Below are 13,340 nucleotides of genomic sequence, written 5' to 3' on the forward strand. Positions count from 1 at the left end.
AAAACGCAAAATGCCAATTCTTGCTGAGGTATCATCAATCTAGCTAAAAAGGAATGATGTGTATGCTGAAGCAACATAGTGAAATAAAAATGATTTGGTTGATGCTCCTCATCATAGTAGCGATCAGTACTTGGGTTCTAGCGTTGCCGATCATTACGTTTTTATGTGTTGCTGCATTCCTCATAAGTGTTATGCAATATGCCCATCATATTGAAAAACCGCTTACCAACATTGAGCAACAGACTCATTATTCGAAACAGAATACATCACGATTGCCCTTATATATTTCGTCATTTCTTGCACTAATTGGCAGCTTGTTCGATTGGACATGGTTGGTTGGATTAGGTTTAACATTCTGGATTTATTTTTTCCTAAACTGGTTGCGACAACTTGAGGGACGATTAATTCAAATCGGTGCTTTACAGGAAAAGTTAATAAAACAAGATCCAGACGATCAGACCAGCATCACAAGTATTTTACAAAGTTCAGAGGGAATCCACACAAATCAGCAGCATGATTTGGGTTTTGGGGCGCAAATCAGACGATGGATCTTTCATGGGAACCCTGTCCTGAAAGTTGCGATTACTGTCCTAGTGATTGGGGTCGTCTTATTATTGAGATATATGGTTGAACATTGGACCTTAAGTCTTTCAATCAAACTTTTGGCTGTTGCTGTCATCGCCGTCATATGTGTTGCCTTTGGTTATCATATACAGAAAAAAAACCGCGGCTTTGGTCTTGCTTTACAAGGACTGGGTTTTGCGGGATTGTTATTAAGTATTCTATTTGCTTATCACGATGATCTGTTAAATCTCATTAATACGATTACGCTTTACAGCTTGAGCATGCTGTCGTTGGTCATACTGATTTTAAAACAGCGGTCAGTGGAGCTTTCCCTGATGGGAGTTTTGGTTGCTTATATTGCACCGTTCACATTACCTCATGCAGATTTTTCCTCAGCTCAATTACTGTCTTATTATCTAGCGGTCAATTGTGTTGTAGGTGTAATTTGTACATTACATCCATGGAAAATACTCACTCAAATAGCGTTGCTGCTCATTGTTGTTATCGGTGATGGTTATGCCTTTTTGAATGGCGGTGTTGCAGAGAGATTCGTTTTATCCTGTCTAGTTATTGCACATGCGAGTGTATTTATTTGGTTGGGTTTCAGATTTAACCAGCTCGCTACACATCAAAATCAAGCTCATTTAGGTCAGCGTATTATTGACTCCGCATTGATTTATGTCAGTCCCTTGGTCGCATACGCATTTTTACATCTCATGTATTTAGATCAAAAATCGGTTCAAATTGCCTTGTGTTTGGGTTTTGCATTGACTCACTTTGCGATTTTTAAAGTTGTGCAGCACGCGAAATTTGATACGGCGATTAAACAAAATTATTTAATGTTAGGTTTTATTTTTCTAAGTTTTATCCCGCCGATCTTGATCCCACAAGTATGGAGTGTGATCGGGTGGATTTTTGAAGGACTTCTTATTTTAATGTGGGGTTTGCATCGTGAGTTTAGGGTAGGGCGAACATTAGGTTATGCGTTGTTAACAGTTGGATTATTTTCGTATTTATACTATTTGATCGAGTTAGCATCAATTCCAAATATCATCCCATGGTTACTAGGTCTAAGTTATATCCTTGCGATTGTGGTCTCCAATGTTGTGATGCGTTATCAAAAACAGCTGACACTGTCAGATAAAATTTTCCTGTCTATTTTTTCTTTTTTTGCGAGTCTTTTACTGCTTTATCAAGGTGTGGAAAGTTTTAGTGAACCGATGAGATTAATCTACACACTTGCATTCACAACTGCGATTTATTTTGCTGCCAATTTTGTGTTGCAACCGCGCCAAGTAGTCTCATGGTCATGGTTATTACCAAAATGGTTGGGGCTGATTCCTATTGTAGTGTTCGCAGCTATTATGCTGATCGATTAATACACTCAAGGAGTCATCGTCTGGCAGTCATTTGGTGAGCAAGGCTTGTTTATCTTGGCTTGCTTGGGCCTGAGCTATCTGTGGTTAAAACCAATTTCAAATGCTCAGTACGAAAATGAATGGATCGCCTTTGGTGGACTCGCTTCTTTAGCTTGTGCCAGTGTGGGTGTAGTTTCAATGTCACCTATGATGGGAGCTGTTCTTTTACCGTTGATACTTTATGGCTATAGTGTTTCTAAAACAACAGACTTGAATAAGCTTTGGTTAACAAAGACCAGCCTCATTTTATTGTTGTGCTGGATTGTCAGCTCACAAATTTGGGTGGTAGAACCCTTTTGGAAATATTTTATCCCAATCTTAAACCCTATTGATTTCGTCAGTCTGACTGGTTTGTGGGTGCTTATTCAGGTGCTTCGCAGTCAAATCAGAATGGGGCTAGAGCGAACACTTGGCGCATTCTTGATCTTACTCGCTGTGCTATGGGTAAGTAGTTATGTACTTCTTAGAGCCTTACATTTTTATTTTGCTACACCTTATAACCAGTGGATCATTTGGCAAGATTCTGCAGTGCAATTGGCGTTGACATTATTGTGGGTGGTCATGGCATTCATTGTGATGAAATATGCCGCTATCATCCATAATCGAGTGGTATGGATGTTTGGTGCAAGTATTTTGGCGATCGTGACTTTTAAGTTGGTGTTGTTAGATTTATCCCATATCGGCACTCTAAGTCGAGTTTTATCATTTTTAGGCGCGGGAGGATTAATGTTGATTATTGCGTACATCGCTCCAGCGCCAGAGCAAAAACGAGTAGAAGAGACTAATGCTTGATCCTGAGATCAAGCATTAACCTTAATTCATTATAATTTAGGCTCTCTTTTGATTTCCTTATCATTGGCGTATTGGTCTATTTCCTCATCTGTCAACGAGGGTTGTGGAGGGCGATCAACAAAGCCCATTTTAGGTACAGGAATTTCAATATGGTGATCAACAAAACCATTTCGAATGCGTTCTTGCATTTCATCACGCACTTTCAAAAAGTTTTCCTGTTGGCACCAAATGGCGAATAACAATTCGATTGAAGATTCACGGAATGCGGTTACCGTCACAGCAGGTTTAGGATCTGCTAACACTAAAGGATAGCTGTTCGCCACCTTTAATAAAACTTCTCGTACTTTAATGATGTCTTCATGAAAGTTGATTGCAAGTGTAATGGGAATGCGCCGTATCGGAAATTTAGAAAGGTTGTGTACGGGAGCACGAATTAATTGCTCATTAGGTAAACGGACATAGACATTATCTTGAGTCAGTAATTTGACAGACAGTAAATCAATGGAGATCACTTCGCCTTCGATGGTATGTCCACGAATTAACGTAATTTGAATGGTGTCACCAATTTCAAAAGAACCTTCACCAATCAAGAATAAACCGCTAATCAAGTTCGTCGCAGAGGTTTGGGAGGCAAAACCCAGCGCTACGGTCAAGATACCAGCGGCACCTAGAAATACACTTAATTTAAAACCTGCTTCTTTTAAACTCGCCATCACAAAGATGAGGAAAATAAAATAAAAAATACCGCGCCGCCATACCAAACGCTGATGAGCATTAAATTTGGCGCCGATCGTTCTAACAAAAGTATTGGAAACGACTCGAGCAAAAAGGAATCCAATAAAGCAAAGCACAATCGCAATAATAATTTCAGTTAAGCGATCCGTATTGATATTGGTAAATATACTTTTGAGGCTATCAGCAATGGTGCCGGTAAGACTATCTGCCATATGCCCCCCCTTAGAAGAATGAATCAAACATGTTAAATAAAGTACTACCTGGGGCACGTGCTGGATTGACATAAATTACATCACCAGCCAATGGTGGGGTGCGATTTTCAATACGAATACGTGCTGGTCGATCCATCCCTTCGTGAATGACTTTAATTTGTGACGTCCATAATCGCTCTGTACTTTCACTATAAAACAAAGGCAGGGCAGGAACAGGTACATTCATTCGATCGAAACGGAGTTGATGTCCACTGACATTGTGAAAGTCAATTGGAGTGACTGCACGAAATGCACGTGGACGAAGTTGTTTGAGTTCTGTTCGACCATCAACTGAAGTGGCGTAACACATTTCACCACTGCGTTGATCAGGTCCGAACCATGTATCTTTAGGCATAATGACCGGTATATCGAATAATGGGGTCTTTTGACTTTCGACATAACCTGAAAGCCACAGAGGGGTACTAATATAAAGCGTGCCACGTTGACCAGCTGGAATGTAAATTGGGTCTACAGGACGGATCACCACAGATCGATCTGCAAGACGTGGTATCAATTGAATTTTAGGGTGAGTTTCCCTGAACATGTAACGTTCTACATGCACTGGACGAGGAAATGAAAAATGGGGGTCATCCATTTCCTGCCACTTTTGTTCGTAGTCGTATTGAATTTGAGGACGGTAGTACTCCATGCGCCATTCTTGTAAGCCACGAGTGAGTCGAAAGAGCAATGAACCAAATTGCCAAGCACGCACTTGATTGAGTTCAAAATGCTGCTCACCCCACCATCTTAAAGTCGAAGGGTTTTGCTCAAGTTTCTGATCTAGTGACAATAGGGAATATCCTTAAATAAATTCATTAAAAAACTGTCTTCACGCTGTCAAATGCTTAGAGTACACTCGAGGTAATTTTAATCATGATTATCATCCCTTATGCAAGTACTTAAACAAATACAAATACCGTATAGTTTTGCAAAAAAGCATGGCGTTTTGTTGCGTTATGAAGGGGATCAAGTTTTTATTGTCCGTCGTCAAGATACTGCTTTGGTTGCTTTGCAAGAAGCACGCCGTTACGTGGGGCGTACAGCCCAATATCAATTGGCGACTGAACAAGATTTTAGTCAGTTACTCAGTTCAAGTTATGCTGGCGAGACAGGCGAGTCTCAGCAAGTGGCTGCTGGTTTAGAAGATCATCCTGACTTGTTAAGTTTAGCCGATCAAGTACCTGAAGCAGAAGATCTGATGGATCAGGAAGACGATGCTCCGATTGTTAGATTGATTAACGCATTATTGTCCGAAGCCATTCGAGTGAGTGCATCAGATATACATATTGAAGCTTTTGAAAAAAAGTTATCGGTTCGTTTACGTGTTGATGGGCAACTTCGAGAAATCGTGCAACCACGTCGTGAACTTGCCCCATTGTTAGTTTCACGTATTAAAGTAATGGCAAAACTTGATATTGCTGAAAAGCGAATTCCTCAGGATGGTCGTATCTCTTTACGACTGGCTGGTCGTGAGGTGGATGTCCGTGTTTCGACTTTACCCTCTTCACATGGTGAGCGCGTAGTAATGCGTCTTTTAGACAAGCAAGCAGGTCGTTTAAATATGACCCATTTGGGTCTGATGAAAGATGATTACGAGCGATTAACCCAATTAGTGCATCGTCCTCACGGTATCATTCTCGTGACCGGACCGACAGGTTCTGGTAAAACGACGACACTTTATGCTGCACTCTCGGATTTAAATGATGGATCTAAGAATATTTTGACCGCGGAAGATCCAATTGAATATCAACTTGAAGGTATTGGACAAACTCAGGTTAACACTAAAGTGGATATGACATTTGCGCGTGCATTGAAAGCGATGCTTCGTCAAGATCCCGATGTGGTGATGGTGGGGGAAATTCGAGATTTAGAAACTGCAGAAATTGCTGTGCAAGCATCTTTGACGGGTCACTTGGTATTGTCGACGTTGCATACCAATACTGCGATTGGTGCAGTGACGCGTTTAAAAGACATGGGAATTGAGCCATTTCTTCTGTCGAGTTCTTTAATTGGTGTGATTGCGCAACGATTGGTTCGTACTTTGTGTTCGCATTGTCATAGTTGGCGTGCCGCGGATGACTTTGAAAAAGAAATTTTTAAGAATGTCCATGATGGTATTGCGCTCAATCTGCCTCAACCAGAGGGGTGTGAACATTGTGCGCATACAGGTTTTAGTGGTCGTACCGCCATTTATGAAATCGTCCCTGTTGATGATGGAATGCGCCGTCTGATTCACGGGAATGCTGCAGAGTTTGAAGTTGAAAACTATGCTCGCCAGGAGTCAGGTTCGATACGTGATGATGGATTACGAAAGGTGCTTGAAGGTAAGAGTACATTAGAGGAAGTACTTCGAGTAACAAATGAAGCGGCGGAGTGATTCAGAGATTATTTAATAATTCTCGATAAAACGAAGAAGCGCTGATTTGAAATTAAGCTCGAAAGCTGAGGATTCAACAAAAGAGCTCAATTATAATAGTTGGGCATTTCGCATAAGGTAATGAATTACATTAATAAATAAAAATAATTTTGAATAAGGTTTATAAGGTGAATTATAGGAATATTTATGAATTATCTTATGTCAAAACGCCATTACAGTAAGACATCTCACTAAAATTATTTTACAAAATTAAAGATTATGTAATATTTAGATTTTGCAATGTGATAATTTAATTTTGCATTTGGTTTCATACTTAATGTAAAAAATCTGTGAAGTATTACCAAATAGATCTAACAATACAAAACAATAGCTATAAAACATATATTTACTAAAAAATAATAAAAACATATGGTTAATTAACATGCGACAGACATTGAACTTGAAGATCTACATTTCTATGTATTCTACATGCTTAACTATAGAATGATCCTTTCCAAGTCTAAAGATACCTCGACGTGTTTCTCAGCAAAGCTGAGTTGTTTTACATATTGAACCGTGTAATCAGAAGTTCTTCAAAATCAAATATCAGTAATTAAGGAAAATTATACATGGAACTCAAAACACTCATCTGCACCCTCACCGCACTCGGTGGTATCGGATTAGTTGGATGTAATGATTCAAATTCATCTGAGCCTATTCCTCCAACAAATGCTACTGGTAATCTCTTGGTACTGACCAGTGACGGTATGATTAGCTCACTCAATCACGACCAACCTAGTTCGCTGATTTCAAATATTAAAATTTCAGGTTTAGTTTCTGGGGATCAGCTGGTTGGAATGGACCATCGTCCAAGTGATGGAAAGTTATATGCAGTAGGTTTGTTGGGTAATATTTACACGTTAAATCCAAGTTCTGGAGTAGCAAAATTCGTTATTAAAATGACAGCTGATCCAGCAGATACGACAGATGGTAATGCAGCTTTTAGTAAAATTACTTCCAATCCTGATGCGCTTAGCGTGAATTTCAACCCTGCTGCGGATCGTCTAAGAATTATTGGTCAAGATGGTCAAAACCTAAGAGTTAATGTTGATACAGGTCTCACCATCACCGATGGAGAAATTAGTCGGGTTGGTGATGCTACAACCGAAGTAAGTGCCGCAGCTTATACCAATGCTTTTGCTGGAACGGCAAGTACAAAATTATACAGTATCGAATCTTCGACAGATCGCATTTATCTGCAAAATGCAAATGCCGGAACATTAGGTATCTCTGCACCCTTAGGTCAGGATGTATCGAATAACGGTGGTTTTGATATAGACCCAATAAATAATATTGGTTTTGCTGCATTAAAAGTCTCGGGTGCATATAAACTATTTCAAGTTAATCTTGCTCAAGTCGGAACGACCAATAACGCTATTTTTGAGACAAGCGACTTGCCTAACGAATATCGTCAAACCTCCATTCGTGGGATTGCGCTTAATCGAGCAGAAGAAACCACTTCAAAAGGAATTGGGTTGACCAATAATAATTCTTTAATTAGATTTGAAATCAATAGTCCAAATGATACGACCGAACAAAAAATTACAGGCGTATTGGTCAATGAGAAATTCGTAGGTATTGATTTTAGATTACGTACTGCTGCTGATAAAACCGATACACTATATGGTTTAACTAATCAAGCAAACTTGTATACCATTAACCCAAATTCTGGTGCTGCAACACTTGTGACTGCACTTAAAGCAGGCACGGGTAGTAACTTTAGTACTCTAGACGGCACACAGTTTGCTGTTGACTTCAATCCAACGGCTGACCGTTTAAGAGTCATCAGTAATTCAGGGCAAAATCTGCGAATCAATGTCGATACGGGTGAAACCATTCAAGATGGCAAAATTAATGGGATCACAAATGCAGTGATTAGCGCTGCGGCATATACCAACAGTTTTAAAACACCTATTTCAGCTCTTAGCACCGAATTATTTAATCTAGATCAGGCCAATCAGTTACTGACGAAGCAAGTTCCACCCAATGATGGAACATTGGTGAGATTAGGTAGTCTTGGCGTGAACTTAAGCTTGAATGATGGTTTCGATATTGCTGGTGGTGATAATGGATTAGCTCTAGCGGCAATAAGCAACAATAATGGTGCTTCTATCCTATACCGTATAGATCTAAATAGCGATACAGCACTTACAACTCCTCGTGCACGTCCAGCTATTTCCGTTAATGGGACGCCTAGTGTTATGAAGTCAATGATCGGCTCAATTACAACGCCCGCCTTAATTGACTTAGCAATACTTTTTAAATAGTTTACTTGCTAGATTAAAAGAGTAATAGTTAAAAAGACATATGTACTTTTGAATTGATATAGTTGAAGACGGAAATTTTGGAGATACTGAACTAGTTAGTGGAGGTATCTCCAAATCACTATTTTTCTTTAAATTAAGCTGCAGGACTGATTACTGCAAGCTGAGGCAAAGAGTCATTATTCCTTTAGATACACATAAATCTACTTGATCCCACCTAACATAAAATTTCTTTTTCTAAGTTGAAATTAACTTATAACCACAAAAAAGCTGAGATGCAATATGCATATCAGCGTGATTTTTAGGATTGAAACAACTGGATCAAACAATCACATTCAAGGTCACATCAATATTGCCACGTGTTGCATTTGAATATGGACAAACGATATGAGCAGCATCTACTAGCTTTTGAGCTTGCTCTTTATCCAAGCCTTCCAGATGAATATTTAAAGTGGCTGCTATTCCAAAACCAGTTGGAATAGGACCAATACTCACTTCACCTTCAATATAAGCATCTGGTGTGATTTTCAATTTATCGCGGTTGGCAACAAATTTCATCGCACCTAAGAAACATGCAGAATAACCAGCAGCAAATAATTGCTCTGGATTTGTTCCACCACCGGGACCACCCATTTCTTTTGGTACAGCGAGCTGAACATCTAAAATTTGATCTGATGATGTAGCACGACCATCACGCCCACCAGTAGCTTTTGCATGTGCGGTATAAACAACTTTTTCTAATGACATGATTCCTTCCAGATAGAGTATAGGTGAATATCTATACTCTCTGATTTAAAAGGAATGATAAGCGGTAATTTTGTAAAGCTTGGTATTCAATTTTTTATGTGTGAGCAGGTTAAAGCTGAATAAGTTTACGATGCTGAATTAATGGCATCGATTCTCTAATTTTTTTCTGTTCATCGATGTCAAACGGAACTGTAATCATTTGAGCACCTTCTTCAGAGATGATATCTAACAATTGACCACGAGAATTCGCAGCACCAGAGTGACCCCAGGTTTGTCTTTTTTCACCGTGCCACCCTTGTTGAGCTGAGCCTAAAACTTGGCATTGACTATCCATGGCACGAGCTTGTAAAAGTAATTGCCAGTGCATTTGACCTGTCGTGTAAGTAAAAGCAGAAGGTGCTGTTAAAATATTTGCGCCTTGTGCGCGCAGCTTTAAAGCAAGTTCAGGAAAACGAAGGTCATAGCAGACCATTAAACCAATATTGCCAAATGGAGTTTTAGCAATGACGGTGTGATCACCTGGTTCAAAAAACTTAGATTCTTGATATCCACCTACCGCATCACCGACTTGAACATCGAATAAATGAATCTTGTCATAACGTGCTTCTGTCTTTTCAGGGCTAATACAAAGACTGGTTGTTCTGACACGACCATCTGGCACAATGGTGCCGTCTGGGCGAAAAGGACAGGGGAGTGTCCCAGCAACAATCCACATTTGATATTGATGAGCAAGTTGTTCTAAACGAGATTGTATTTCTTCAAATCGTTCAGCAGTCTCACGCTGTTTGCCTGCCGCAAAACAAACGAAATTCTCCGGGAAAACGATCAAGGAGGCCCCTTGATTCTTACTTTTTGCTAACAATGATTCAATGACTTGAAAGTTATTTTCAATATCATTTTGGGAGTTCATTTGGGTGACAGAAAGTAAGGTTGTCATGAGGTTCTCCTTAAGCGCTCAGTATGCTTAAGAGAATATCAGATGCTGTGATCGATGGTATCTTGTTGTTGTTCTAATTGTTTAACCAAAGGCTCGAACATATTTTGGTTATCAGCATTTAATTTCATTAATGTACGATGAGCATCTAATACAGTTGAAAGCATTGCATTATGTGTGATGTGTTCGTCCAATAAAGCGCGCGTGCACACATTCGGATCTCCGCAATAGTTTAAAATTACGAAAACCTGACCAAGACCCATACTGTTCGCAAGTGTAGTGATATCTGGGTTAGTAGATAACATAACAGCTTGAACTTGATGCACTTGTTTGAGCTTTAATCCTAGTTTTGCGAGGATTCCAAGCACAGTACTGTCTATGAATGTAGTTTGAGTTAAATCAACAATTGCGCCTACGACGTTTTGTTGTTGTTCAATCCGAGATAATAATTTATCAAGGCTTATACAAGATTGAGCGCGCACTTCTCCAATGAGTTTGAAAATGTGCGTACCATCCAAGCTTGCATATTCAACATGACCTGTTGACATATAAATGCCATTTGCAGAAAGGATGCTAAAATTATCACATAGCGCAAGTCGATACTCAAGTAGTCTTCAGTCGTAGATCGATTTATAAACAGCTACACTATTGATTATTAACTTAATTTAGACGTTGGAAGCTGAGTATTGCAATATCATCTGCAACATGTTCAGGAACTTCGAATGATTGATTTTGCAAGTGATAGACCAATTGTGTAAATTGTTCATTCAATCCACCATCAAAAGGTTCAAGTGCACCATCTGAGCAAATAATAAAACGAGCTCCACGATTCAACGTACATTCAAACTCTTCAATTTCGAGATCTTCAGTAAGACCTAAGGGAAAGCTGCTGGTGTTGAGGATGCGAGCATCCTGATTAGGTTCAAAGATAATTGCTGGAGGGTAATGCCCTGCGCTTGACCACTTAAGCTGGTGGGTCTCTAGATTCAATGTGCCTGCAATCATTGTAATATGCTTTTCGATGTTCTCTTGTAAAAGCATGCCATTAAGTTTTTTGAGGAGTTCTCGTGGGGTTTTCGATCTACCGTGAAATGCAGCCATCCAAGAGGTAAGAAGTGAGCTTGTTACACCATGCCCAGAAACATCCGCGAGATAAAATAAAATTTCACGATCACTGAGTTTCCAATAATCATACCAATCACCAGATAAATAAGCAGACGGTTGAAATAAAGTCTCGACTTCATAATTAAGCAGGTCGATTGGGTTGGGTAATAGTTTTTTTTGTAATTCGGCTGCGGAGGGCAGGTCGCGGCTGTCCTGATTACGTTTGTATTTTGCTTCGATTTTAGCAATCGATTTTGCGAGGTCTTTTGGAAGACGATCCCAAATCCAGCCAGCGAGTGCACCAAGTTCCCATGCTTGCGAGAGTTGAAGTCCCTCATCTGCATGACCTATCACGATCGTAGGGAGAGTCCATTTAAATTGCAGAAAATCATTAACATCACTAATGGCAATGATGGTTGAATCGTAAAGATGAAGATCATCTATATGAATCATTTGTAAACTCGGCAGAGCCTCTAGAACGCTATCTAGAAGATGGATGTCACGAGTGGGTTGAATGAAATACATAGATGAAAGAATCAATCCTAAATGCTTTATTTATAAAACTATCTTAGACGAACTTATATCGAACGCCAAGTTAAAGTCTAAAAACAGAAGATTTAGACTTTAACTTGCATATGGCTTCTATTCGGATTCCATAGACTCATCCATGAAGGATTCATCATCTGAAAAATCATCTTCAATAAATAGTCCAGAACCCGTTTCTAGACCGCGTTTTTCAGCAATAACATAGTTTTTTCGTTGTAAGTAGGCATCACGCATTGCTGCATACTTGTCACCTTGCAAGACTTGTTCAATCTCTAAAAGTTGAGCACGTGTATCTAATGCGCTAAGTGCCCAGTCACTATAATAGATGCGATCATGACCATCGAGTAAATATTTTTGAGGGCGTGCCTGACTATCTACTACGCGACCAACAGTATCACGGAAGGTGCTTGGTCCCATAAAAGGAAGAACGAGGTAAGGACCAGAAGGGACACCGTAATAGCCTAGAGTAGTTCCAAAATCCTCATCTTCCATTGGCAGAGATAAGCGACGTGCAGGATCAGCGAAACCAAGCGTTGTAATTGTATTTAATGTAAAACGACCAAACGTTTGTGCGGCACGTTTAAAGCGACCTTGAGCAACCTGATTTACAGCATTCCATGGCTCACCCAAATTGTCTCGGAAGCCACGTAATGAATCTCTAACTTGTTCTGGAACTTTATCAGCGTACTGCACGGCTATAGGGCGCAAGACATTTTGATCGACAACATCATTAAATGCGTAGATTTGTCTGTTTAAAGGTTGAAGTGGATCTTTTTCATTTTCAGGTAATGCTGCTGTTGCATTGACTTTGAAATTATCAATTTTTAAATTTTTTAAATCTTTGATAGATCCATTGGTGTTAACTGAATTTTCTAAAGCTGGTTGTGAAGCCTTAGCAATATCGTTGTTTAAAGGCTGGTTATTATCATTTGAGGTAGACAACTTATCAGATGTTGATAATGCAGTATCGTCAGCAATTTTATTGCCTGCAATCTCAGGTTGTTTGGCGTAAGCGGGTGCTGCTAAACCAATACTTAACATACTGACCCAAATAAGTTGAGAGTACTGCATAAAAACATCCTAGAATAAAAGCTGAATATTAGTCTTATTAAATAAATAGTAAGTACGAACAGAATAACGCCATTATAGCGAGAGTTGAAAGCAGTTTACTAAAGTATATTTGCACAAAAAATGTGAATTAACCGTGAAAAAAGAGTGATTTTGTAGAAAATATAATCACTTGTTAAGAAAATATAATTAAATTTTAAAAAAGAGGTTGCATTGGATATGAAATACTGTAGAATGCACATCCATCGGAGGTGATGTTGATTAAAACTTGTTGAAAAACAAGGATTTAGCTGAATAGGTTGGATCTAAGTTTTGAGAATGAGTTAGAAAATAAATTAACATTGCTAGTTGACTTTCTGAAAAGAAAGGGTAATATAGCCGACCTAGCTTGATGCTGACGAAGCATTAAGAAGATCATTAAGAGATTATGAAGAACAACTTGTGTGGATTTTTACTGGTTGATTGATCGATATATATTATCATTAATAATTGGTAGAAATT

The 13,340-nt window shown here is 39.2% G+C and carries 11 protein-coding genes; 4 read left to right on the forward strand and 7 right to left on the reverse strand.

Features of this window, described 5'->3' with window-relative positions; translation table 11 throughout:
* Positions 1–62: 62 nt before the first annotated feature.
* Both AC1M86_RS09570 and AC1M86_RS09575 read left to right on the forward strand, forming a co-directional pair.
* Positions 63–1,943, forward strand: a complete 1,881-nt coding sequence (locus AC1M86_RS09570) for a DUF2339 domain-containing protein (RefSeq protein WP_481607839.1) — start codon at positions 63–65, stop codon at positions 1,941–1,943.
* Between the two features lie 45 nt (positions 1,944–1,988).
* Positions 1,989–2,774, forward strand: coding sequence for a DUF2339 domain-containing protein (locus tag AC1M86_RS09575; RefSeq protein WP_481607840.1), 786 nt, complete (start codon positions 1,989–1,991; stop codon positions 2,772–2,774).
* A gap of 29 nt (positions 2,775–2,803) precedes the next feature.
* Here the strand turns inward: AC1M86_RS09575 and AC1M86_RS09580 are convergent, their stop codons facing one another.
* Positions 2,804–3,721 (reverse strand): mechanosensitive ion channel family protein, encoded by a 918-nt coding sequence (locus tag AC1M86_RS09580; protein WP_180028502.1) that lies wholly within the window; start codon positions 3,719–3,721, stop codon positions 2,804–2,806.
* 10 nt (positions 3,722–3,731) lie between these two features.
* On the reverse strand, positions 3,732–4,550 hold the full coding sequence (locus tag AC1M86_RS09585; RefSeq protein WP_092768367.1) for a hypothetical protein: 819 nt from the start codon (positions 4,548–4,550) through the stop codon (positions 3,732–3,734).
* A 99-nt stretch (positions 4,551–4,649) separates the two neighbouring features.
* Between AC1M86_RS09585 and gspE the strand changes: the two genes are divergently transcribed.
* A complete protein-coding gene (gspE, locus tag AC1M86_RS09590) occupies positions 4,650–6,137 on the forward strand; it encodes a type II secretion system ATPase GspE (RefSeq protein WP_481607841.1) in 1,488 nt (495 codons plus the stop codon).
* Positions 6,138–6,745: 608 nt separating this feature from the next.
* Positions 6,746–8,443 (forward strand): DUF4394 domain-containing protein, encoded by a 1,698-nt coding sequence (locus AC1M86_RS09595; protein ID WP_481593345.1) that lies wholly within the window; start codon positions 6,746–6,748, stop codon positions 8,441–8,443.
* A 318-nt stretch (positions 8,444–8,761) separates the two neighbouring features.
* Here AC1M86_RS09595 and AC1M86_RS09600 read toward each other — a convergent pair whose 3' ends face one another.
* The 5 genes from AC1M86_RS09600 to AC1M86_RS09620 form a co-directional block, all read right to left on the reverse strand.
* Positions 8,762–9,187 carry an organic hydroperoxide resistance protein gene (locus AC1M86_RS09600; protein ID WP_179998598.1) on the reverse strand — a complete coding sequence of 142 codons (426 nt, stop codon included), beginning with the start codon at positions 9,185–9,187 and terminating at the stop codon, positions 8,762–8,764.
* A gap of 109 nt (positions 9,188–9,296) precedes the next feature.
* On the reverse strand, positions 9,297–10,124 hold the full coding sequence (locus AC1M86_RS09605) for a carbon-nitrogen hydrolase family protein (protein ID WP_092768369.1): 828 nt from the start codon (positions 10,122–10,124) through the stop codon (positions 9,297–9,299).
* A gap of 38 nt (positions 10,125–10,162) precedes the next feature.
* Positions 10,163–10,669 carry an anti-anti-sigma factor GigB gene (gigB, locus tag AC1M86_RS09610; RefSeq protein ID WP_035268529.1) on the reverse strand — a complete coding sequence of 169 codons (507 nt, stop codon included), beginning with the start codon at positions 10,667–10,669 and terminating at the stop codon, positions 10,163–10,165.
* A gap of 112 nt (positions 10,670–10,781) precedes the next feature.
* Complete coding sequence (gene gigA / locus AC1M86_RS09615; protein ID WP_481607842.1) at positions 10,782–11,750, reverse strand: RsbU family protein phosphatase GigA; 969 nt, start codon at positions 11,748–11,750, stop codon at positions 10,782–10,784.
* 117 nt (positions 11,751–11,867) lie between these two features.
* A complete protein-coding gene (locus AC1M86_RS09620) occupies positions 11,868–12,842 on the reverse strand; it encodes an MlaA family lipoprotein (RefSeq protein WP_481588734.1) in 975 nt (324 codons plus the stop codon).
* Positions 12,843–13,340: the final 498 nt, after the last annotated feature.

The sequence above is a fragment of the Acinetobacter sp. ANC_7654 genome, assembly GCF_056779855.1.